The organism is Robertmurraya sp. FSL R5-0851, assembly GCF_038002965.1.
Classification (GTDB): Bacteria; Bacillota; Bacilli; order Bacillales; family Cytobacillaceae; genus Robertmurraya_A; species Robertmurraya_A beringensis.
In genome coordinates this window covers 2,344,159-2,368,147 of sequence record NZ_JBBOOE010000001.1, presented here as the reverse complement: position 1 = coordinate 2,368,147, position 23,989 = coordinate 2,344,159, and the positions used below count along the sequence as shown (strand labels likewise).

The 23,989-nt window shown below is 40.3% G+C and carries 23 protein-coding genes; 16 read left to right on the top strand and 7 right to left on the bottom strand.

Annotated features, from left to right (window positions below; translation table 11 throughout):
* The first annotated feature begins 26 nt into the window (after nt 1-26).
* From MKX65_RS11910 to MKX65_RS11880, 7 genes are all read left to right on the top strand, one after another.
* The gene (locus MKX65_RS11910; RefSeq protein ID WP_340903769.1) at nt 27-1,028 is read left to right on the top strand and encodes a helix-turn-helix transcriptional regulator; all 1,002 of its coding nucleotides are present in this window, start codon (nt 27-29) and stop codon (nt 1,026-1,028) included.
* A 72-nt stretch (nt 1,029-1,100) separates the two neighbouring features.
* Entirely contained in the window at nt 1,101-3,812 is a 2,712-nt protein-coding gene (locus MKX65_RS11905; RefSeq protein ID WP_340903768.1) for a RecB family exonuclease, read from the top strand.
* A complete protein-coding gene (locus MKX65_RS11900) occupies nt 3,785-7,039 on the top strand; it encodes a UvrD-helicase domain-containing protein (RefSeq protein WP_340903767.1) in 3,255 nt (1,084 codons plus the stop codon). The genes MKX65_RS11905 and MKX65_RS11900 overlap by 28 nt, the downstream gene beginning before the upstream one ends.
* Nucleotides 7,040-7,214: 175 nt before the next feature.
* A complete protein-coding gene (locus MKX65_RS11895) occupies nt 7,215-7,568 on the top strand; it encodes a DUF4181 domain-containing protein (RefSeq protein ID WP_160547587.1) in 354 nt (117 codons plus the stop codon).
* Nucleotides 7,569-7,648: 80 nt separating this feature from the next.
* On the top strand, nt 7,649-8,155 hold the full coding sequence (locus tag MKX65_RS11890) for a GNAT family N-acetyltransferase (protein ID WP_445677914.1): 507 nt from the start codon (nt 7,649-7,651) through the stop codon (nt 8,153-8,155).
* A 38-nt stretch (nt 8,156-8,193) separates the two neighbouring features.
* Nucleotides 8,194-8,397 (top strand): hypothetical protein, encoded by a 204-nt coding sequence (locus MKX65_RS11885; RefSeq protein WP_340903764.1) that lies wholly within the window; start codon nt 8,194-8,196, stop codon nt 8,395-8,397.
* An 89-nt stretch (nt 8,398-8,486) separates the two neighbouring features.
* The gene (locus tag MKX65_RS11880; RefSeq protein WP_340903763.1) at nt 8,487-8,885 is read left to right on the top strand and encodes a YkvA family protein; all 399 of its coding nucleotides are present in this window, start codon (nt 8,487-8,489) and stop codon (nt 8,883-8,885) included.
* Nucleotides 8,886-9,022: 137 nt separating this feature from the next.
* Here the strand turns inward: MKX65_RS11880 and MKX65_RS11875 are convergent, their stop codons facing one another.
* Nucleotides 9,023-9,529, bottom strand: a complete 507-nt coding sequence (locus MKX65_RS11875; RefSeq protein ID WP_340903762.1) for a VOC family protein — start codon at nt 9,527-9,529, stop codon at nt 9,023-9,025.
* Between the two features lie 19 nt (nt 9,530-9,548).
* Entirely contained in the window at nt 9,549-9,830 is a 282-nt protein-coding gene (locus MKX65_RS11870) for a hypothetical protein (RefSeq protein ID WP_340903761.1), read from the bottom strand.
* A 106-nt stretch (nt 9,831-9,936) separates the two neighbouring features.
* On the opposite strand from MKX65_RS11870, the gene MKX65_RS11865 reads away from it, so the two are divergent.
* Entirely contained in the window at nt 9,937-10,476 is a 540-nt protein-coding gene (locus tag MKX65_RS11865) for a helicase (protein WP_340903760.1), read from the top strand.
* Between the two features lie 203 nt (nt 10,477-10,679).
* Here the strand turns inward: MKX65_RS11865 and MKX65_RS11860 are convergent, their stop codons facing one another.
* The gene (locus tag MKX65_RS11860; RefSeq protein ID WP_340903759.1) at nt 10,680-11,366 is read right to left on the bottom strand and encodes a YczE/YyaS/YitT family protein; all 687 of its coding nucleotides are present in this window, start codon (nt 11,364-11,366) and stop codon (nt 10,680-10,682) included.
* Nucleotides 11,367-11,430: 64 nt separating this feature from the next.
* Nucleotides 11,431-12,168 (bottom strand): SDR family oxidoreductase, encoded by a 738-nt coding sequence (locus MKX65_RS11855; protein ID WP_340906229.1) that lies wholly within the window; start codon nt 12,166-12,168, stop codon nt 11,431-11,433.
* A 154-nt stretch (nt 12,169-12,322) separates the two neighbouring features.
* Here MKX65_RS11855 and MKX65_RS11850 point away from each other — a divergent pair, with 154 nt between their 5' ends.
* Entirely contained in the window at nt 12,323-13,030 is a 708-nt protein-coding gene (locus MKX65_RS11850) for a GntR family transcriptional regulator (protein ID WP_340903758.1), read from the top strand.
* Nucleotides 13,031-13,304: 274 nt separating this feature from the next.
* On the opposite strand, the gene MKX65_RS11845 is transcribed toward MKX65_RS11850, so the two are convergent.
* Together MKX65_RS11845 and MKX65_RS11840 are read right to left on the bottom strand one after the other, a co-directional pair.
* The gene (locus MKX65_RS11845) at nt 13,305-13,529 is read right to left on the bottom strand and encodes a helix-turn-helix domain-containing protein (protein ID WP_340903757.1); all 225 of its coding nucleotides are present in this window, start codon (nt 13,527-13,529) and stop codon (nt 13,305-13,307) included.
* 10 nt (nt 13,530-13,539) lie between these two features.
* Entirely contained in the window at nt 13,540-14,016 is a 477-nt protein-coding gene (locus MKX65_RS11840) for a DUF2975 domain-containing protein (RefSeq protein WP_340903756.1), read from the bottom strand.
* A 197-nt stretch (nt 14,017-14,213) separates the two neighbouring features.
* Between MKX65_RS11840 and MKX65_RS11835 the strand changes: the two genes are divergently transcribed.
* From MKX65_RS11835 to MKX65_RS11820, 4 genes are all read left to right on the top strand, one after another.
* Nucleotides 14,214-14,474: a hypothetical protein gene (locus MKX65_RS11835; RefSeq protein ID WP_340903755.1), complete on the top strand. Its 261-nt coding sequence runs from the start codon at nt 14,214-14,216 to the stop codon at nt 14,472-14,474.
* Between the two features lie 69 nt (nt 14,475-14,543).
* Nucleotides 14,544-15,308: an FxLYD domain-containing protein gene (locus MKX65_RS11830; RefSeq protein WP_340903754.1), complete on the top strand. Its 765-nt coding sequence runs from the start codon at nt 14,544-14,546 to the stop codon at nt 15,306-15,308.
* Nucleotides 15,309-15,338: 30 nt separating this feature from the next.
* Nucleotides 15,339-15,950 (top strand): hypothetical protein, encoded by a 612-nt coding sequence (locus MKX65_RS11825; RefSeq protein WP_340903753.1) that lies wholly within the window; start codon nt 15,339-15,341, stop codon nt 15,948-15,950.
* A gap of 255 nt (nt 15,951-16,205) precedes the next feature.
* Nucleotides 16,206-17,585 (top strand): PD-(D/E)XK nuclease family protein, encoded by a 1,380-nt coding sequence (locus MKX65_RS11820; protein ID WP_340903751.1) that lies wholly within the window; start codon nt 16,206-16,208, stop codon nt 17,583-17,585.
* 438 nt (nt 17,586-18,023) lie between these two features.
* Here MKX65_RS11820 and MKX65_RS11815 read toward each other — a convergent pair whose 3' ends face one another.
* A complete protein-coding gene (locus MKX65_RS11815) occupies nt 18,024-18,395 on the bottom strand; it encodes a hypothetical protein (RefSeq protein ID WP_340903750.1) in 372 nt (123 codons plus the stop codon).
* Nucleotides 18,396-18,573: 178 nt separating this feature from the next.
* On the opposite strand from MKX65_RS11815, the gene MKX65_RS11810 reads away from it, so the two are divergent.
* The 3 genes from MKX65_RS11810 to MKX65_RS11800 are packed head-to-tail and all read left to right on the top strand — an operon-like array spanning nt 18,574 to nt 23,938.
* Nucleotides 18,574-18,897, top strand: coding sequence for a nucleoside triphosphate pyrophosphohydrolase (locus tag MKX65_RS11810; protein ID WP_340903748.1), 324 nt, complete (start codon nt 18,574-18,576; stop codon nt 18,895-18,897).
* 21 nt (nt 18,898-18,918) lie between these two features.
* Complete coding sequence (locus tag MKX65_RS11805) at nt 18,919-21,498, top strand: MrcB family domain-containing protein (protein WP_340903747.1); 2,580 nt, start codon at nt 18,919-18,921, stop codon at nt 21,496-21,498.
* Nucleotides 21,470-23,938, top strand: a complete 2,469-nt coding sequence (locus tag MKX65_RS11800) for a restriction endonuclease-like protein (protein WP_340903746.1) — start codon at nt 21,470-21,472, stop codon at nt 23,936-23,938. Before MKX65_RS11805 ends, MKX65_RS11800 begins: the two co-directional genes overlap by 29 nt.
* The last annotated feature ends 51 nt before the right edge of the window (nt 23,939-23,989 follow it).

Sequence of the window (23,989 nt, the reverse complement as noted above, 5' to 3'; positions counted from 1 at the left end):
CAAAGATAAAGAAAAGGGGAAATTCCATGCTTGAAGATACAACCGGTGTCCGTCTCCTCGTATTAAAAGAAATCCTTCTTCGAGAGACGGATGAAGTCAAACAGCTTTCCATTAAAGAGTTGGTGGAAAAGTTACAAATAGAAATACCAGGATGTACGGCTAATGAGAAAAAAGTAAAAGAATATATCGAAATCTTGAAAGATACCGGATTTGAGATTATTGATAATACCGAAAAGTATGGGAAGAAATACTACAGTCACCAAGATCGATTATTTGAAAAATATCAATTGAGATTGTTGATTGATCCGATTCTCTCGGCCCGTTTTATCACCGAAGAAGAAAAGAGAAACATCGTATCCAACGTGAAAAAATTGACAAGTAGCCATGTAGCAAAGTCTCTTCCAGATCCAATTGTTTACCAGCAATCCATTAACCAAGATTACAACCTAATCAAACTACATATTGATATAATTCACGATGCCATTTTTGAAAGTAAGCTGATTAAATTTCAGTACGGAGACTTTAATATTGATAAAGAGTTTCAACTGCGTAAAGGTGGGGAACATTACCAGATCAAACCACTAGCACTTATTTGGGAATCAGACTTTTATTACTTAATCGGCGAAGATACGAAATACAGTGAAGAAGACAATCCTCGAAACTACCGATTGGATCGAATGAGAGATGTGGTGATTACCGAAAAAAAGTTTGTGAAAAATAGAAGAGACATCAGCAGCTATGTTCAGCAATCCTTTCATATGTTCGGTGGACAAGACGAATGGATCACACTGCAATTCCACTTAAATCGAGTCGCCCTCAATGGAGTGATTGATAAGTTTGGCGTGGATGCAGACATTAGAAAGGGAGAAGACAACACCTTTATTTTAAAAGCAAAAGCTAAGCTGAGTGAAGGATTGAAGGGGTGGATCCTTGGATGGGGAAGACATGTGAAGGTGTTATCTCCTCCGTCTCTTGTAGAGGATATGAAACAGGAGCTAAAGAAGATGATGAGTGCCTATGAAGAGTAGGGTGGTCCAAAAATGGAACACCCCTTTGTTTATAATAGAAAAAAACGGTTTTAACGATAAAAAGGAGGACCAATGATGAAAATTATCCTCGGCTTTTGGCTGGATTCGGCGTCTTATCCGGACGCGCTACACGGCCAAGAGGCATCTGCGGGTACGGTGGTCACGGGATTCAACGGCTTACTTGGGATATTGGAAACACAGTTAGGCTTAACGATTCCAAAGCAATCGGAAAACCTGCGAATTGCTGAATGGCAAGAATTGTTGCGAAAACATGACAATGGGAATAGGCTATATTCTCCATCCTATCAAACCGATTCTTGGAACACAGCGAAGGAATTGCTGCGTCGTCGGGATGAACTCGTCTTAGCTGGCTGGGACCCAACGATCCATATGGGCGGAAGCAAATGGTTGGAACTATTAGGAGAACTAGAGCAATCCAATCAAAACCGTACATGGGGATTGCCCGATCGCGTCCGTGCCCTACTAGCCAAGCTCGAAGAACCGGTACAAGTACATATCGAAACCATCACAATCGTCGATGAGGACAAAAGCTTATGGGACCCTTGGTGTAAGCAGTTGATTGAAAAGCTGAAATATCATGGAGTGGAAATGGTGAAAGCTCCTAGCGAAAAAGAGAAAGAAGAGGAGCCCACAACAGACCTTTCTCTTCTAAAAAGGGTTCTCGCTGGTGAGTCACTGTCTCAAGAAGCAAAGGGGGACGGAAGCTTACTTCTCGTTCGATCCGAACAAGAATGGGACGCTGCTGATTATCTCACCAGCTGGTTACAGGAGCATGGCACCGAACAGACGGTCATTATTAAGGACGAAGGATCTCTATTATTGGACGAGCTTCTTCACCGACGTGGCGTGGCAGGAGCCGGGGCAGAGGGGGCTTCGAAATGGCGTGCGGTTCTCCAGGTGTTGCCTCTCACGATTGATACGTATTGGAACCCGATCAGAGTCGAGCGAATGATGGAATTGGTCACGATTCCTACTTCTCCTATCCCAGGACGAATTCGTTATCGATTGGCTTCCGCATTAGCGAATCATCCAGGAATTGGCGGTCCTGTATGGACAGAGGCCATTGAGCAGGGACTTCGCCATTATGAAGAAGCATGGATAGAAGAAGGCCTGGACGATCAGGAAAAGAAAAAGCGCCGGAAAAAGCTTGAAGAGAAGCTGGATTTGTGGGTTCGCCACGAGTACTATGACCCGAATGAAGGAATGCCGTTAGAAACCTTCGTTCACATATGTCAAAAAGTGAGCCAATGGGCCGCATCCACCTATCAACGAACTCATGACCCGATCTATGCTCAGGCCATCAAGCATGCGCAGGAAGTGTTAGATGGAGTAAGAACACTTGGAGTGACCTCCGTTTCTCAGCTGCAGGTCGGACGAATCATGGACTCGGTTTTAGGCGAAGGCGCCAAGCTATCTCATTACGGAGAGGAAGCAGCCCCATGGCAGGTGGTTAACCATCCGGGGCAGATTTGGGGAGAAGCAGACACGATCCTTTGGTGGGGATTTCTTAAGAATATGTCAGGACCAAGCATTCGAACGTGGACGGTAAAAGAACGGAATTGGCTCAAGGAGCAAGGTGTCTTCTTAACAGAGGAAGATGTTCGACGCCGCCGGGAGGCCGCTTCTTGGCAGCAAGCGATCCGTTATGCCAACCGAAAACTGATTTTGTTTGCTCCGGCCAAAGTAAAAGGAGAAGAAATCCCCATTCACCCATTATGGGATGAAATTCGGTATGCCGTCGTGAAAGACCATCATACGGAGAAGAAACTCACCTTGGACCCAGCGGAATGGCGGAAGCAGCCAAGTGTGACCTTATTTGAGGAACCCTTTGAACGCGTGGGGTTGAACAAACGGAACATCCCAGAACCCATCCGCACGTGGCAGGTACCCGAAAAAGTGGTTATCCCTCGAGAAGAAGAATCGGCAACAAGCTTTGAGAGCTTAATTGGTTGTCCTGTTAAATGGACGTTTCGATATGCTGCGAAAGTGAAACCAGGGAGTGCCCTTTCGATCCCTCATGAGTCGCTCATGTTAGGGAATTTAGGACACGTGATACTAGAACATCTGATTACTGAAAAATCCAGCTGGAGCGAACAGGAAGTGCGCTTAAGAGCAGGGGAATTATTTGATGAGTTCATGCCAAAGTTAGCGGCTCCTCTATTAGAACCAAAAAATAGCATTCGTCGAGATGAAACACGGAGACATTTGCAAACCTCTTTACAGCAATTTTTCAAAGTCTTACATCAAGCGGGTGTTCAGATTCAACATACCGAGCTTGAATTGCAAAAACCGTGGAGCGAAGGTGTCGAGTTCAAAGGAAGATTGGATTTGGTTGGTGAAACCCGTACCGGGAAAAAGATTCTCTTCGATGCGAAATGGTCGAGAAAACCAAGCAATTATAAAGAGCGCTTGGAAAAGGTGTCGATCCAATTAACGCTCTATCATTGGCTGTTAGCGGATCATGAGGATGAAGAACTGCCTGTGGCGTATTTCATGCTGCGTAGTGGACATTTTTACAGTTTGCCACATGAAGACTTTCCTGAAGACTACCATGTACCCGGACCATCGCTTTTAGAGAATCATGACATGGTGCGAAAATCGGTAGAAGACGTGTGGACTCAGCTTCAACAAGGGACGATCATTGCTCCAGGTGTACCATCAAGTGATGCAGAGGAAGCGGGCTCTTTTGCGTCCATCATTGACCCACCTTGTATGTATTGTGAATATCAGAATCTATGTGGAGTAAGGAGGTTGACCACATGAGCGGAAAATTAACCATGTTAAGTGCTGGGGCGGGAGCGGGGAAAACCTTCCGTTTATCAGCTGAAATTGTCAAAGCCATCCAAAATGGGGTGCCTCCGGAAAACATTATGGCAACCACGTTTACAACAAAAGCGGCCGATGAACTGATTGAGCGAGTTCGTCTGAAATTGCTGGAAGCAAACGATCCGGAATCAGCCGCGCGAATCCTCGATGGCTATGTGGGCACGATGAATAGTGTGTTTGGCCGTCTGTTACGAGAATTTGCTCTTGAAATGGGCCTTTCTCCCGTTCAAAAGGTGTTAGCCGAAACAGAAGCGACCATCCTTTTTGATACGGTGGCCGTGGAGGAAATTGACAAATTCTATCGTGATTACCGACTTGTTTTTGAACGATTGGGTCAAGAAGATTGGCGTAAAAAGGTGCTTGAGATATTGAAGCTCGCTCGTGAAAATGGGCTGAGCGCAGACGATGTGAAAGCCTGTGCCGAATATTCGTGGACGACGATGTCGAATTGGCTTCCCGCTCCCCTCGAAAACCCTGGAAAGTTGGACAGCGAGTTAAAGGCGGCCCTGAACTTTGCGAAGCAAGAACTTCCTGGGGAAGATACCACAAAGAAAACCTTGGATGCGGTAGAGTTGATCAAAACATCGCTTGCTGATTGGGAGCGGAACGGATCACTCACCTGGCAAATGTGGGCGAAACTAAGTAAGCTCGATGTTGGGAAAAGCAGTCGTGACGTCGCCTACCCTATACAAGATGCGGCTTCCGTTCATTTCCGTCATCCCGGCCTGCATCAAGATATGAAAGACGCCATTTATGGCTTATTTCTTTGTGCGTCGGAAGCGATGGAAACGTATAAAGTCGAAAAAAGCAAACGAGGCTTGATCGATTTTACGGACCAAGAGTCGCTTGCTCTTCAATTATTAAAGAATGAACCAAATATCGAGGTGTTAAAGGACCGAATTTCGGATGTGTTCATTGACGAATTTCAGGACTCGAGTCCTCTACAAATCGCTTTAAATATGCAGCTTCGTGAAATCGCCCAAAAGGCCACATGGGTGGGAGACGTGAAGCAGGCGATCTATGGCTTTCGAGGCACAGACCCTGAGCTCATGCAAACCGCGATGACGAGCATTCCTGATTTGGACATTGAAATACTCGATGCCTCTTATCGTTCCCGCAAATCTCTAGTCGATTTTGTGAATGCGATATTCGTGCCTGTGTTTGAAGCCAGAGGGATGAGAGCGGACCGTGTCGCATTAGACCCAAAGCGAGAGGACAAGCCGGAACAAGCCGTTGCAGTAGAAGCTTGGTCCTATCTACATTCAAAAAATCAACAAGCCGACGCTGCTCATTTAGCAACAGGTGTCCAGACCATCTTACGTCAAAAAGAACAGTACATCCTTATCGATAAAACCACCCGTGAGCCGCGATCGCTGAAAGCCGGGGATATGGCGATCCTATGCCGATCCAATGATGAGTGCGTAAAAGTCGCCACCGCACTTTCTAAATTAGGCATTTCTGCGACCGTAGGAGAAGGCGGATTGATGGCCACATCCGAAGTCGTATTTGCCGTAGCGGCTATGCGTTACTTAGTCGACGCAAATGATACCTTGGCACTCGCTGAATTGGTCCACTTTTCTTCAGACACCTGGGGAGAAGGACGTTGGCTGACTGATTGGCTTCAAACAGATAAAGGATTGGACACGATCAAGACGGAGCCATTGATCCAAAGTTTGGACCAGGCCCGTCAGAAAATCGTTCAAATGAGCCCTTCCGAAGTATTGGATTTGGCATTAGTCACCGCTAAGGCAGACGAAGTCGCTCTAAGCTGGGGGCAGGGTGATCAACGCTTAGCCAATTTGGATGCCCTTCGGAAACTAGCTACCAAGTACGAGGATCTGGCGGGCACCAATGGAACAGCGGCAACTGCGGTTGGATTTCTGTTATTTTTAAATGAAGTCGAAAGAGACAAAGAGTTAAATCTGGTGGCAGAATCCACGGATGAGCATGCTGTAAGAGTACTCACGTATCACAAGGCAAAAGGGTTAGAATGGCCTTTCGTGATTCTGAATTCCTTAGAAAAATCGTCTGAAAAGAATGGTCCTCCTCCGGTATTCGATCGACCAATGGCCGTCAGCACCACCCCATTTAATGTGGAAGATCCACTTCATGGTCGCCGGCTGTATTATTGGCCATGGCCGTATGGAAAAACCTATAGCAAGGTGGGGCTAGACGCGCATGTAGCAGAGGCACCAGAACTACAGCAACGCAAGCAACAGCTACTAGACGAAAATCAACGATTATTATATGTAGGAATGACTCGGGCAAGAGATTATCTCGTGTTTGCCGCACGTGATTTTTCAAAAGTAAAATGGATTCAAGAAATGACCGATGTGTCCGGTCGTCAAGTGCTATCCGCCATTGGAGTGCAAAACGACAATCAAGAAGAAGTGCCCCTTCATAATCGAGACGGAAAAATGATTGTAGATGGGGAGGAATTCCCTTGTAGGGTAAGGGTGCTGTCGATCGAGGAAGCACCAGAAACAGCATTTGAAATGAATGAAGAACAGGATGTTGTCTATGTGGGCAAAACGGTTGAAAGGGTCACCTTTGTCCCTGCAAGATTTAGTCCGAGTGCACTAAAAAGTGAACTGGGCACTGAAGAAACAGATATAAACCTAGAGACAGACACGAATCAAATTCATCCAATCGGTAGCCGTCTGCCACTCTCTGGGAACCCGGACATGGCTCTATTGGGAGAAATGGTGCACGCCTTTTTAGCTGCGGACAATCAGAAGATGGAAAAAGAAGAGCGATTAAGCCTGGCTCAAGCCATTCGGGGCCGCTATAAGATCTCAGCTCTATCCACCGAGTCGATGCTAGAAGCCTCCGACCGACTGGAGGAGTTTTTAACAGAACACTATCCTGAGCTTCTGAAACGACATAGTGAATGGCCCGTTCACTTGCAAAAAGGTCTACAAAAGGCATCAGGCTGGATTGATTTACTGCTATTAACTCCAAAAGGCTGGATTATTGTCGACCATAAAAGCTTTCCGGGAAAAGAAGCCGACTGGGTCTCTCAAGCGACGAGTTACCTCCCGCAATTGCGTACCTATGCAGAGGCCCTTCAGAAAGCAACTGGACAACCGGTCTATGAAGCTTGGATTCATATGCCAGTCGTTGGTGCGATGATTCACTTTTCGGAAGAAGAGTTCATCTTTTAAGGAAATGGCCTATAAATGAGCAAAATACTCGTATTCGTTCACTAACGACTACGGGTATTTTTTGTTTTATAGGAGGGACGAGGGAGGGGGACAATTCTTATCCTCTTTTCGTATCAGTCAAAGTAAATATATGGTAATATTTAGTTGTATAAAATCTTAAAGGAGTTTCCCTTTTATGAAAATCCTCGGGTTATTTGCGTTGTTTTTTCTGTACGATTGGATACTGAATCGGTATCTACGTAAAAAGTTGCAAATTGAGAAAACTCCATGGGGCATTTACAAACCCTTGAACAACACTCAGAAATGGCTAGAAAGAGCCTTATTAACGGTTCATTTAATTTTACTATTGATTATTGATGACATCTTTCTATTAACCATCCTCTTTTTTGCTTTGTTAAACAGTCTACGAGCATTTATGGAATGGAAATATGAGAAAGAAAAAAAGACATTCGTGTTGACGTTACTTGCAGTCTTTAACATTCTGTTATACGCAACCATCTTTCTTATTTTTAGAGATACGATTGTCTAGTTGCATTCTGTTTAACTAAGAAAGTCGTAGAGTCTTAGGTTTGTATATTAGTTAAATTCAATTTTAGGGGTTGAATGGTGTTGTTTGAAACAGAAAGATGTTTGATCCATACTTTGCAAAGATCGGATACCATGGATGTGAAAAAATTATATATAAATCAGGAAGTAAGAAAATATCTTGGTGGTACACGCGAGGAACATTCAATTGAACAAGTATTAGAAGACATGCTGAATGCAGGCTCGAACTCTTTGTATTGGGTGGTTAGAGAAAAACACACAGAGGATTTTATTGGTTTGGTTTCTCTGGACCCTCACCACGACGGCGTTTACCAAGAAATTTCCTATCAACTGTTACCCTATTGGTGGGGAAAAGGGTATGCATCAGAAGCAGTTCAGGTACTATTAAATTATGCATTAAATGAACTAAACCTATCAAAAATAATTGCGGAAACGCAAACGGCCAATACATCCTCTTGTAAGCTATTAGAAAGACTAGGGATGGAATTAGAACGAACGGTTTGCAGATTTGGGGCTGAGCAAGCCATTTATTCTAAAAATAACAAAACGAAGAAAATGGTTGTTCAGTAAAAAATCTATTCAATTAACTTAAAGAGGGAGAAATAGAATTGGAAAAAATAAAAGCATTACCTGAAAAGATGTCATTTGCTATAGGCTTAACTTTACTATTAGGTAGTGGAGTCTTGTTATTCTTGTTATCACTTTTGTTTCCTATCGGAAAGGTCACTATGATGGTTGTTGGAGGGATTGTTTTTTGTATTGCTTTCTTATTTATAGCGAATGCAGCTGATAAAAGACATAAGAAAACGTAAGAGCCATATGGCCCCCCACAAGCACAAAGTGAAAATGATTTAATTCTCTCCTAATTTACTTTATATTATTACTAACAAGGGGGAGTTAGATGGAACAACAAAATACTTTAACTAAATTAAAAAACTACGCAAGAAATTTAAAACAAAATTTATTCATCCTTTATTTATCATACAAAGATAATAGAGTTCCTTGGTATGCTAAATTGGTTGCTATTTGTGTGGTTGCTTATGCTTTTAGTCCTATCGATTTAATCCCTGACTTCATTCCTGTTTTAGGTTATCTTGATGACCTAATTATTGTTCCACTGGGCATTTCACTGGCTTTAAAATTAATACCAACTTACATTATGGAAGAAAACCGAGAAAAGGCTGAAGAAATTAGGGAAAAGGGTAAACCAAAAAACTGGTTTGTTGCCATACTCTTTATTCTAATCTGGATTTTACTTGCGTTTTGGGTTGGTAAATTATTATACGGTTTATTTCATTGAAATTAGTTTAAATACATATAGGGATATGCTTCCATGCATATCCCTACTTCAACTAACCCCGTTGAAGCTATAAGTTCAACTCTTAGTGTATATTTTGAGGCAAATTCGATTAAAGTCGCAGTACATCCAGAAACACTTTAATTAGAATTCCCTTCATATGCTTGTCTTAATTTTCCCATATCAATTTTCGTCTTCGTTTGGAGAAGAGCATTCATCACTCTTTCCGATTTTTCAGGATTTTCATCACTTATCATCTCGTTAAGGGATGCAGGAATCACTTGCCAAGAAACGCCGAACTTATCTTTCAACCATCCACAAACTTGTGCCTTTTCGTCTCCACCTTCAGAAAGTTTTTCCCAATAATAGTCTAGTTCTTCCTGTGTCTCACAGTTTATAATAAACGAGATCGCTTCTGTAAATGTATAGGTTGGACCTCCATTTAACGCGACAAAAGGGATGCCTTCCAATTCAAATTCAACCGTCATTACTGCTCCTTCTGTACGGCTTTCATGACGTTCTTTTCCGTAGCGGGTGATTCTACGAATGCTTGAATTCTTAAAGATGGACGTATAAAAGGTGGCTGTTTCCTCTGCTTGGTGTTCAAACCATAAATTCGTGGTGATTTTTTGGATTTTATTGTTCACATGTTTGACCCCTATACCCTTATTTTTTATCACGATTGGTGGTTTTGTATTTTAAACCTTGGCTATCATAGGTGATCCATTCTCCAACAGGCTCACCCATTTCAAAATACCCGGACCGCTTTATCGTTCCATCGGTCCGATACCATTCCCAATAGCCATCTGGCATATCATCGATGATTTTACCTTTTGACCATATGGTTTTTCCATTGGCATGGTATTTAATCGTGTAATCATTATTCACCTCTAGTTTCTTTTCCTTCACACCGTTTGGGTGTATCATGTCACATTTTTCATTTTCCATGACGAACCTCCGATACCTATTTTAAAATGATACCGTTAACTATTATACAACCAAATAATGAATATTATCTTGATGATCGCTCATCCTTTGTTAGGAGGGAATAGAAATGCGTATTCCACATGAAAAAATCTACCCTGAATGCCCATTTATATCGAGAACCATAGAGGTGGGGGGACTCTCAAAAGGGGAACTGATCGAGAAGTTAAAGCAATCTTCGATCATGATGAATGAATATGGAAAGAGGCTATTCGCTTCCGATCGGTTTACGACTTCTGAAACAAAATACAGCCTGGAGACGGTGGAATTAACCGTTGGTAACCTTGGCTTTCTTGAGGGAGCGACTACCGATCAAATCTATAAAAGAGCGAGCGAACTGGGGTTGGCTTTGTGCCCGGTAGAGCTCGGACCTTACCTAAGACTAGCGTATCTCGACCAGACTGAAGGGGAAGTAGGGAATTCTCTACAGAAACAACAAGCTCCATCCGGCTCCATCACGATCGCATCTGAAATTCTATCGGAAGAGGACGATTTTCCAAAAGGCTTTTATCTGAGACGAATAAATGGGGTGTTGTGGTTACGCGGATACCGTGCAGATCATCTGCACGTTTGGAATGCTGATGATCATTTTATCTTTTCTAAAAAGTGAGATTACGTCTTCGGAATATCCTTTTTATTACCGAAAAATCTAACTAATCGTAAGGAAACTATAAAAGTTAATACCGAGATTTCAGTAGAAGAGATGAAATGATAAGATAAAAGATAAAGTGAACAAGAAATATTTCTTGTTCACTCTTTTCCGTGATGTACAACTGCCGGGGTAGTCGTAACTGGTTTCAAGGGTTTAACCGACTAAACGACTTTTACAGAATCTTTATTTACTACCATTTCTTCTTCTTCATTTATAAGATTATATTTTCTTAAAATGGGTTCAACCTTCTTCATAAAGAATCCAATCAACGGTCCCATAAGGAGCATACCAATTACGGTTCCTTCCCTTATAGTAAGCGATAATGAGAACCCAAATGTTAGTAGAACGACAAGAAGGATACATAAAAGATCGACCGATTGTCTGATGTAAACAAATTTCCATTTTGTTTTTTTGGACAAGGTCATACAAAATCCTTCCAATGGAAAAGTGACTACATCTAATACCAACATGATCGCTAATGCAAAAGCTACTATGGTTAACGCAGCAATTAACAATATCACTCTAAGTATATAACTATCTATTGTAATTGAGCCCCAAACTTCATAGAAAAAGAAATTGATTACAACCCCAATGAGAATGGTCAAAGGCAATTGTAATAGATGGCGTATTTTAAAACCCTTTCTAAGAAGAATCATTTGGCCTACTATACAGCTACTATTAAAAATCATTCCAATCGTTCCTACTTTAATTCCAGATAGGAAAGAAATAGATTGTGCTAATGCATCATATGCCCCCACACCAACCGAAACTTTTAAAGATAAGGATGCAGCAATCCCTACTGAAAGGATGATTAATAATAGGAGAAACATGATCTTTATTTGTTTCATTATTTTTCCTCCATGAAAGAACCAACTTTTAGTTTTTATTTAAAAAAGGTGTCCTGAGCACCCGTTAGTCCATTGGTGTCGCTGGGACCATAAGGATTTCACTTATATTAACCGATTTTGGTGTACCAATGGCATAAGCGACGGCATCTGCGACATCACTTGATTGTAACCCGATCTCTCGTTGAAGATTCTCAATCCATTCCCGTCTTTCAGAGTCACTGATTGTTAAATGAAGTTCCGTGTTGACCGTTCCTGGAGAGATGAGTGTGCTTCGGATATGGTTATTTCGTTCCTCTTGACGCAATGTTTCCATGATGGCACGAACGGCAAACTTTGTTCCACTGTAAACAGCCCCTTGTTGAAAAACAACATGTCCTGCTTCAGAGGCAGTTGTGACAATGTGACCTGATTTTTGCTTTTGCATGATCGGTAACACGGCAGCGATTCCATTTAAAACACCCATGACATTGATATCAAGCATTTGGCGCCATTCATCGATTTTTAAGTCTGAGAGCAAAGATTGTGGCATGATTCCGGCGTTATTGAAGAGGACATCGACACGGCCATGTTTTTCGATTGCTAAATCGACCACCGCTTCAACTTCGTCTTTATTCGTTACATCTGCAACCATAAAGGAAATATCAGTATTTGGTAATGATTCGATAAGCGCTTTCAAACGATCTTCACGACGTGCCGCGATGACTAGTTTTGCTCCTTCTTGTGCAAGTTTCTTGGTGGTAGCCTCACCAATTCCACTCGAAGCTCCCAAAATAATAACCACTTTATCTTGTATATTTGACATCATTAAGTAACACCCTTCCTTATTGTTTGTATATTCACATTATAATTGTGCCGGTATAATTTTTCAATACATGAATTATTTTTTTATTCATGTAATCTTTTTGCTTGGTTTGTGCTATAATATGGGCAAATGAATGAACAAATGAGGGGACGACATGTTAAAGTACCAACAAATAGCCAGCGAAATTGAAAAATATATAGTTGACCATAACCTGCAGCAGGGAGATAAGCTTCCCATATTAGAAACGTTAACGGCGCAATTTGCCGTAAGTAAGAGCACGATTACGAGTGCCTTAGATCTTTTGGAGAGAAAAGGGATTGTTTTCCAAGTGCGAGGAAGCGGAATCTTTGTGAGACGCCATAAACGGAAGGGTTACATCAGCCTGTTGTCCAATCAAGGATTTAAAAAAGAAATGGAAGAATCTCAGCCAACGTCTGAGGTCATCGAATTAGATGTGGTTAAGCCAACACAAGAGGTGATGGACAATTTAAATATTGGACCAGAGGATGAAGTATATTATGTCAAACGGATTCAATATATTAACGGGGAAACCTTGTGTCTGGAGCATTCCTATTATAATAAAGCCATCATACCTTATTTAAATAAAGAAATTGTGTCTGAATCGATCTTTCATTACATTCAAGAGGGATTAGGATTAAAGGTTGGATTTTCGGATATGTACCTTCAAGCAGATAAATTGAATAAGGAAGAAGCGGGGTATTTAGGTCTAGAACCTGGAGACCCAAAGTTTTGCCTCGAAGTTATTTTTCATTTAACAAACGGACAGCCCTTCGACTACTCGAAAAACATCTATAACTACAAACAGTCGCAATTTTTTATTCAGGCGAATAGTCATTATTAATTATGAAAGGTTGTTTTTCGTAAAGTTTGTTGTTTTGGAAAAATCCCAAATGCCGGATTTTTCCCCACATAACGCTGGATTTATTGGTCTATTTGTAGAGTAGCTCTTTTCTAAGGATGAAAATATTCTGATTGGCTGTTGAAACAAATAGTTAATTTCTAAAAAGTGTGTATATAGCAACAATGTTTTAGAAAAGAGCCTTTTGAAAAAAAGGATTAATAGAGCATTTCTTATCTGCTCAATTAATCCTTTTTATTTGTTGCAGGAAAGGTGTCTACGATTCTTGATTTTCCTCATCCCTTCGATACTCCAAAATATCTCCAGGCTGACAGTCCAAAGCCTTGCATATGGCATCTAACGTGGATAATCGAATCGCCTTGGCTTTTCCATTTTTCAAGATCGAAAGGTTTGCCATAGTGATTCCCACTCTCTCCGAAAGTTCGGTTACACTCATCTTCCGTTTCGCCAACATCACATCAACATTAATAATTATCGCCATTATATTCACCTCAGACCGTTAAATCATTTTCAGATTTGATATCAATTGCTTCTTTTAATAGTCGTTGGAGAACCGCAGCGAAGACAGCGATGACCAAAGAAGCAAAGGTAGGAACCATTCCCATGAGAATCAGGCCAGGTGCATCATCAATTTCGGCGACCACATACACAAATGGCAGAACGACCACATACAACCCACTGAAGGTCAAGGCACAGAATTTGATCTTCTGTAGTGCTTTCACAGACAGCTCAGAAAAAGCTTCGTTTTTGTCAATATAGTTCAAAAGTTTGAACGCCTGATACAAGGCACCGAAGAACGGTAGGGCAGATACATACATCCCTACAATAATGGGATAGAGAATGTGGTCATAACTTGGATTGATTGGATGCTGGGGCAACCAAGTGAACCCAAAAATACCTAAAGCTAGAACTGGAAGCCCAATAAGAACAAGTGCCATTCTTAAAAATAATGTGGATCCTCGTTTCATTAAAAACACCTCACTAAAATATTTATATATTGATTCTAGTGTATTATTTATCGTTTTACAATAAATAATTGTTGTTTTTGTATATTTTTTCTTTCAGCGAAGTGAAATATTCATAAAAATCATGCAAAAGGGGTCCGAAAATGGACCACCTTTTTTCTTATACTTCAACTATAGGAATGAAGAAGAGGAGAGTGCGTATGAACCAACAGCAGATCAGAAGTGCCATTGGAGTATTGGCAGACTTATTTTACTCCGACAAAAAGAATCAAGAACTCGCGATGTTAACGATGGAACATTATATTGACGATTTGAAGATGTTACAAGATGTTCGAACGGTCGCAAGGGAGCTTGAGAATCAGCAAGCCTTCTCGTTGCTCGCACCGATGAAATGGTTTGATATGAAAGCAGCAGAAGAAATTGAAGAAGTGCTTAAAGGGGATGTATCTTTTCTTAGGTAAAATGAGTGACTGGATCAGACTACTGGTAACTTACTAGTTTTATAGAAAAAATGAATGAGGTGGATGATGATGAGAGGTTGGTTGAATGTTATCTTAGCAGTAACTTTAATGGTATTTGTATCCGCATGTGGAAATGAGCTCGCGGGAGATACCCATTCTTCGGAAGGGATCGAAGAGCAAGCAGGATCAAAACAAGAAGAATCAAAAGAAGTTCAAGAGGAGCCAAAGCTTGAAATTGTCCAATCCACTGGGGGAGCCTGGAAGGATTCCATTGATAGCGTGTGGGTTCATTCCTCTGCGATCTTTGAAAATACGGGCGATGTGCCGGTCTCAATTGGAGAAACGCAAATGAATTACAAAGATAAAGAAGGGGGCATTCTCGGAACTTCAACCATGATCTATTCAGTCCCAAGTGTGGTAGGTCCTGGTGAACAAGCCTATATTACCGAAACGACGATCCTTGAAGGAATGACCGACCCAGCCCTATACGGTGAAACTACTTATAATTATGGGTTTGATCCAACCGAAGAAAGTGCTAATTTACTAGAAGTGTCAGGAACGAAAGGAATTCCTTCCACCGATGACTATAGCACTCCGTATACCGTGACGGGAGTAGTGAAAAATACGACAAGTGAATTACAAGATGACATCCGAATCTCTGCGGCGTTATTTGATGAAAGTGGAACCTTACTTGGTGTGTTAAATGGGAGTGTGGATGTGGGTGTGAATCCAGGTAGTGAAGCCGGATTTGAATTAAACTACCCAGAAGTACCGAGAGAAATTGCCGGCAAAGTTAAAACGATTGATGTAAAGGCGTATGGTTGGACTTGGTAATCTAGTGAAATTTTATTAGGAGGAATTAAAATGAAAAAATTTATATTAATGATGGTGGTACTTATTTTTACTCTTTTAACGGGGTGCTCGTCATCGGACACATCGAAGGCAGCTGACAAAGAGAATAGTGAGACAACGGAACAAGAACCAACCAATGAAGCGGTGGAAGTGGATAAAGGGTTACTCAATGTAGAAGTCACTCTGCCCGCTTCGATGTTTGAAGGAGAAGATGTGGATGCTTCCATTGCTGAAGTAGAAAAGGAAGGCGTTAAAGCAACGAAGAACGAAGACGGTTCCGTCACGTATAAAATGTCCAAATCGAAACACAAGGAAATTATGAAGGAGTTAGAAACTGGGATCATTGAGTCTGTAGCGGATATGAAACACAATGAAGACTTTGTTTCGATTCAAGAGATCACGTACAATAAGTCATTTTCAGAGTTTACGATGGTGGTAGATCAAGCAACCTATGAAAACAGCATGGATAGCTTTGTTGTATTTGGACTTGGTTTATCTGGCATGTACTATCAGCTGTTTAACGGCGCAGATAGTGAGGATTATCAGGTGAAAATTATGGTAAAGGACCAAGCAACCGGAGAGGTGTTTGAAGAAGTGGTTTATCCGGATGCATTAGAGGAATAGGGGGTCTATGCCTAACCTGCTTTGATGGGTTAGGCAGATCCTTGAATTCAATAAGTAATAGGTAGGAATGGGCTAAAGGAGAAAGGCTAAGAATTGTAAAATTTCTCCTTAATTAGTATACTCCTATAAGGATCTATGAGTGGGAATATGCATCTACAATCCTATAAAAATAGTAAATAACTGACCAAAGCTTGTTTGTTTAAACGATCACGTATTGAGGGTCAGATACATAATACAAATTTGGAGGAATCAACAATGAAATCACTAAAACGAATGTTGTATGAATTAACGATGGATAAAGAGTTTGTCGCCTTAAAATTCCTAATAGACCGCCCGAATGTGTTCCATGTAGTGGGAGCGACCCATTTAGAAACCTGGCATTCACGGTTCTTAACTTGGTTGTTGGATCCTACTGAACGACATATGCTAGGGTATTATCCGTTTCAACGATTCTTAATGGCCGTGGCAGAATCGGCCGATGAAAACTTGGATGATATTACGGATCTCGCCATGCTAAATGTGAATCAATTCAGACATCCGGAAGTTATCGCTGAAAAGGATATAAACAAACTGGATATCGATGAGCAGGAAAACCTCGAGGAATCTGAAAAGAATGACGACAAAGGAAGGCTCGATGTCTTCTTTAAGGTAAATATCGTTGATGAAAAAGACCCTAGTCAGGAGAAAAGATTAATCCTAGCGGTCGAGCAAAAGGTTTACGCCAGAGTAGACGTGAATCAATGCAACAAGTACTTAAGAAAGTTCGAAGAGAAATTCAAAGACGAAACGTTTCTGCTGGTAGGCTTAGTACCCAAAAGCCAAATCAAAGATTCCAATGAAGCAACGTTTGGCAGCTCCAAATGGAATGGAATTGATTATCAGCAATTAGTAGACATCGTTCTCATGCCGTGCCTAGAAAACCCAGATCTAAGCATTTACGCCAAACCGATCATTCAGCAGTATGTAGATGCTCTACGTATGCCATATAAAGGTAAACGTGAAAAATTGGCGACGATTGAAGAAGAACGCATCCTCGTACGTTCCATTTATGACCGCTTTGAAGATGTGTTTAAAGCCATTACGAACATATCAAATGAAGACGACAGTGAAGAAAGAAACTACGTGAACACAGTCGTAAACGAAACCTATGGGGAAGTATTCAGAACCATCAAATGGATCCTGAACGAGGAAAACGATGTAGAAGAGCTATGGAATTTCTCAACCCCATTTCAAAGAACCATACACAAAAGATGGGACGAGCTTCATATCGTGATAAATCATGAGAATGAAGAAACCATTATTGATGGAAAAACAGTGGCGGAACTTTGGAAAAAGTCGTTGCAGTGGATCGAAGAGCAGCAACTTCCTCTTCATCAGCTGGTCGAGGAAGGCTTTATTCTTGGTGGCGGGGACAGAGGAAATCGGTATGCAATCGCGTTGCAGCCGATTCATAAAAACAGGAAGAAGTTTGCTTCCATCCATACCTATGAATCTATCATTACAGGGGAGACTTACTTCTTGGAGACGAAGATTAATCCTCATAGTGGGATGTTGACGATTGCTAAGTTACTGAAGAATCTGGGGGTTGCGGTGGAAACTCCGTTGCTCGAGACGGGTGGGACTGTTCTCGTATAGACTTTTCTAAATCCTAATACCTTATTATCATAGAGGGCTGAGTATTCTTTGATTTGCAGCCCTCTAAAAGGATTCATGATCAGTTAACACTAGAATAAAGTTTGACTGAATCAATTAATAATGAAGCTAAAGGTGAGAAAAGTGATTACACAATACGAAGCAATTCTTGAAGCATTTAAACATTTAGGTGGCGTTCAAAGTAAGAAAGAAATAGATGAATGGATACAAAAAAATTTCAAAAAGAATAGGTACTGTTATGGTAGATATGGTACCTGTTACACATGGAGGCAATAATAGCTCGACTGTACCATCAAGGTTCCGCATTTTGCTAAGAATATCAAAAGGTTGTTACGGTATTATTCCCGAAAAGAATAATAGCTTTTAAAAATAAGAGAAAAGCGTTTTTCCACCAAAAGGAGAAACGCTCTTTTTATGGTATTAGTAGGGATACCGATTAAACACATAAAGGTTACTAAACTGCGACCCATTCTTCCGTACAGTTTCATATACAGTTATAATGCCAAATTTAATCGCCTTTTGAAGCATTCGTTTAAAGGATGATCGTGAAATCATACCAAGTTCTCCCCGTTCCTCATAGATACTTTTAAGCATAGTACCTATTTTCGCGTTACAAACTCCTGGCACCTTTTCAGCGAAAAGTATCAGTCGCTGCAATGCAATCTGCTCATTTCTTGTGAAATGATTCTTATAATCTACCATCCATAAAGTCACATGGTCACGAAACTCCTCCACATGATTAAACTGCGAATAACCCACAAAAGCGTCGATTGTACTAGCCTTAATTGACACTTGCCTTCACCTCCTTTTAATCCTTATATATAAAGAAGTAGCTCAATCGGACAGGCTACATGACAATAATTTGAACATTCCTCTATTCTGTAAGAAGATGCAACTTTTGTTGTATAATGGGAAAAAGTAAGAAATTAGTCCCGTAAGAAACTTTGTGTTGTTGGAATAGGAGATACCAATGCCCGTATACAATAAATTAATCCGTGATCAGATACCTGAGATGATCGCTTCGACTGGAAAGCAATATTCTACAAGGATATTAAAAAATCAAGAATACATAAGTGAGCTGAGAAAGAAGAGTAGAGAAGAGCTAGAGGAATACATGAACGCTGACAGTAATGAGGCTGCTATTGAAGAATTGGCCGATTTGTTAGAGGTTATTAGCTCCTTAGCAAAGGTACATGGTTCTTCCATTGAGGAAGTGGAAAAAGTAAGAAATGAAAAGTTTAAGGAACGTGGTGGATTTGATAAAAGAATTCTTCTTGTAGAAGTGGAAGATTAATGACGTGCGGAGTGATTACATTTGTTAGATAACATCATATTTGAATTAGTAAAAAGGGTAAAAACCATTCATACTTTAACCTCTAAGAAAGAGAACGTAATAACGAAGATCGATGATAAAGGGATTTATGTAGAAACGGAATCCTCTAAATCAAAGTATCAAAGTGGTAACAAAAGAGAACCTGATGAATTCATCCCGTTTCGCTTCCTTCGAGATGGGTGGTATGAATTTATCGATATTCGGAATGCTGAAGCTAATGATTTTAAAAAGGTAAGAGGACGGACTTCCTTCCTGATGTCATTATTTTCACATCTTCCGTTTGTGGATGTATCGAAAAATAAAAGTACTTCTATTCATTTAAGAGAATTCCAGACTGACGAGCTACCAAATGTTTCTTATAAAAGCGTAAAAGAATTTTTAGATGAGATTATCTCTGGTACCTATAATCCAACACAGTTAAATGAGCAGTTCGAGGGGAATTTATACAGAATCAAATCAAGAAGCAGACAGGATGCCCGGTTGCTGGGTTTTATCAATGAGTTCAATGAGTCTAATCACTTTCAACTAAGAGAATATGTAGAATCGGAACACGAGGATCAATACATAAAGAGAATTCTAATGAATCTGGGATATTTCCGTGTGGTGCTCATTTGCTTGGATCTTCTTCGTCATTACAGCAAATCAGACAAGAAGGCTGCTATAGAGGAGCTAGGAATGCTAGTCGTCCGAAATTCACGTGGGGATAACCTGATGGTAGAGTCTGTGGCAAAGGAAAGAACGAACCTCCTTCTTCAATGGTTGGAGCACACAAGATTAATCGACAACCAATGGACTCCAACGGAACCCTTCTTTGATACCTTAAGCATAAAGGAGCAGAAAATGGCTAGTGATATTCGTAGTAATCTACTGAAAGTAATGAACACCTACTTAGATGCAAAAAGAGAATCCTTTGGAGGGAACGAGCTAGGGGCCTTTGTTCGAAATGATATCCCATTAGGTTTTTATCAGCTGGATTTTATTGATTCTTCAGAGTATGTAGTGACAGGATCCGTTGGCCAAGGAAACTGGGCGTCTGTTCCATGGATAGCCATCATGAATCGAAAGATTACTGTTTCAACCCAACGTGGGTACTATATTGTATATCTGTTTAGTGAGGATATGCAGAGTGTTTATCTAACACTTGCACAGGGAGTAACGGAGACATCAAAGGATGAAATGCTTAAAATTAAAGAAGACATTCGTCAATCCATACATAGCTCAAGTAAGGTGAAAAGAGATGACTTAATCAATCTTGGGACAAGTCAGAAAGCAAAGCAATATGCTCTTTCTACAGCAGCTTATATCCGGTATAACATGCAAGAGATGCCAAGTGAAAGTGTCCTTGTAGCAGACCTAGGTGAAATGGTAACTTTTTACGAAAACTATATTGCTAGTAAAAATCGACTTACATACGAAGCTCCTACGGAAACGCATAACGTGGTCCACGAGCATGAAACGGTCAAACTTAATGATAGAGATTTAATTGAGCATATATACTCCTATATTCGAAGCAAGGGTTTCTATTATAAAAAAGAAGAGGTAATTAATCTATTCCTATCCTTAAAAACAAAGCCCTTTGTCATTCTCTCAGGAATTTCTGGTACTGGAAAAACAAAAATGGTTCAATGGTTTGCGGAAAGTGTAGGAGCAACCGAAGAAAATGGACAATTTGCTTTAATTCCGATTCGTCCAGATTGGAATGATGGCTCGGACCTACTAGGGTATGTCGATATTAAAGGGGAGTTTAAGGAAGGTCCACTGACGAGAGTGATAAAGAGAGCAGAAAACCATCCTGAACTTCCGTACTTTGTGCTATTAGATGAAATGAATCTGGCACGTGTGGAGTACTATTTCAGTGATATTCTCAGTGTCATGGAAAGCCGTAAGTGGAAGAATGGAAATATTGTTTCTACGAATTTACTTTCCGAGGAAATAGCAGGATTCGACTTAAAACTACCGAATAATCTTTATATCGTTGGTACAGTTAACATGGACGAAACAACCCATCCATTCAGTAAGAAGGTATTAGACCGTGCCAATACCATTGAGTTCAATCGTATTGCACTTGGTAACCTGTCATTTTTACACGAGCAAGCGCAAGTGGATCCAATTGTAAGTGATCAAGATTCATTTGCTTCGACTTACCTCCATTTAAAGGATCTTTATGTAAAGAATAATCGTATTGTAGAGTTGGTAACAACCGAATTAGAACGAATGAATGCCGCACTCCAGTTAATCAATGCACATGTTGGTTATCGTGTACGTGATGAGATTTGTTTCTACATGGCGTATAACGAAGAGGCAAGGCTGATGGAATTCTCCGAGGCACTCGATCATTGTATCTTACAAAAGATATTACCTCGAATTACTGGAAGTGACATGAGGGTAGATCAACTTCTAAAAAAGCTATATGCCCAATTTACCAACAAGCAGTTCGAGGAAGACGTTGAATTGACTGAGCAGGAATTACAAAGTGCGAAGTACCCAAAAAGTGCGGCTAAGGTAGTGGAAATGCTAGGGAGGTTAAGAGACGATGGCTTCACTTCCTTCTGGATCTCGTGAGGATGTTGAATTAGTTAAGGTGGAAGCAGATGACTTAACTTTAGTGTTAAAAGGAAAACCGTATCATGAGGGGTATGAAGGACTTAAGCAATATCGGAGCATGGATTACCACGATGTCATGGAATTCAATGTCGAAGGAGTAAATATCCAGGAGATTAAAGTCTACGACATCAACGAACAACAAATGGTTGATCCAGTAAATTTACGACCCATCTTTTTCGAAAATGGAGTGTATCAACTAGTCGTTTGGTCGAAAAATGGCCAGGAACTAACCTTCTACCATGAACATCCGTTATTACGGCAAGCTGTTTCAGTAATGGAATTTGGAACTCAGTCCGTGCTTATGGGGAACCTGCAATTCCAGAATGAAGTGGGTTTTACAACCTTTCAGATTCTGCAGGACAACAAAAAGCTATTAGAAGTTACACTAGAAATTTTTCCGTCGAAGATTGATTACAAAAATGACTACAAGAAACTTCTAGAGGAAGTAAATGATGAGATCTATAATTTGGCCTATCATTTCATACGAAAAACGTATTTAGGAGCTTCGGTAAAACTGGAGGGAAAGCCATCTAGAGCGGAGTTTTACCGGTTAATTTCTGAGCATTTCCGTCAGTTTACACAAGCCATTGCGCGCATTGAACATCAGCCCCATCATACACTTCAAAAAACGTATGAAAAGGCAATAGGGGATCAACTCAAGAAAATTGATAGTACGAGTAGGGCATACCTGCGAAAGAGATCCAACTTGTTTGTTGAAGTTGAAAAAGGAATCGCTATTAATAGTATAAACTTGATGCCTCATGAGGGATTGAAAGCTAAGAAAGAGTTAACATATGACACACTGGAAAATCGCTACGTCAAGTGGATGATGGAGAGATTGATACGTAAGCTAAATGATCTATTAGAGACCGTTCAAAAGATGAACAAATTTATGGTAGAACCCGATCCAGATTTAATGGAAAAAATCTCAAAAATGATTACTCAACTTCAAGCTAAAATGAAGAATCATTTCTGGTCAAGAATTGGAAAACTGGACCGTTCGGTGATGAGTCTCGTATTACAAATGGCTACAGGCTATCGAGACGCTTTTCAAATATTCCTAACGGTGTCAAAGGGACTTGCCCTACAAGGAAAGCTGTACCAAATGTCTTTAAAAGATGTAGCTAATCTCTATGAGTATTGGACCTTCCTAAAGCTTGGACAGATACTGGGACGAAAGTATGCTCTCGTAAGTCAGGATATTATACAGGTGAACAGAGATGGATTATTCGTGAATCTGGAAGCAAATCGAACGGCTAAGCGTGTATTTAGGCATCCCCTTACCAATGAAGAAATCGTGTTAACCTATCAAAAGTATGAGGGAAAACTGCCTACCATTCCACAAAAGCCTGACACGATGTTGAGTATTGAGAAAAAAGGAAAAGACTATACATTTAATTACATCTTTGATGCTAAGTACCGGATTGACTATGCCCAGAAAGATAGCTACTATAAAAATCGATACAAAACCCCTGGTCCTATGGAAGATGATATTAACACGATGCATCGTTATCGAGATTCGATAGTTGCTGAGAATAACGGACCGTATGAAAGAACAGCTTTCGGAGCGTATATTCTGTTCCCATGGTTTGATGAATATTCTTATCAAAAACATCATTTTTATCAAAGTATAAACAAGGTAAACATCGGTGGGTTGCCTTTTCTACCAAACGCGACGGTGTTAGTTGAGCAATTTGTAGAATGGTTAATCAATAAAAGTCCCGAAGAGATTCAAAAGGAAGGAATATTGCCAAGAGGTACACTAGAAGAATGGAAATCCAGTCTTAATGAATTAGTATTAGTTGGACTTGTTTCAAACGGCGAGGAGTATCTCCGCTTCATGAGAGAAGGTTACTATTCTATTCCGGTTAGGAAATTGAAAAAGGGTTGGCAGGAAGCGAAATATGTGGCTTTATATGTTAAGAGCGGAATTGAGCAGCAGGAAAATGGAATCAAATACTATGGGGAAATAGAGGAAGTTAAAACAGATAAATTTGATGGCGTGAACTGTATATGTTTTCATGTATCAAATTGGATTACTTTAAAAAACATGATCAAACCAGTTGGTTATGGGATTTCTAGTTATATGTTAACTAACTTACATAGTTTAAACGAATCTACTGAGCTACCGGAATTATTTATGAAGTCTAGTGAGGAAATGATTATTTGGCGAATGTTGAGAAGGGTGTCTGATAAAATAGTTCTGAATTTAGATAATGATAATGTGGATAATGCAAAAAGAGTAACTTACTTCAAAATTAAAGATATTTTAGTAAGTATAGATATCCAAGAACAAAGTCTAAAATTTGTTAGCAAACATAATGAACTAGAAGTACCTAAATATGAAATAATACAGAATCCTAGTGGTGTCTTTAAATTGCTAAATACCTTGTTTTAAAGCTTGTTAAATAAAATTTGATTTAATATATCATCCAAAATCGTGTTTCTT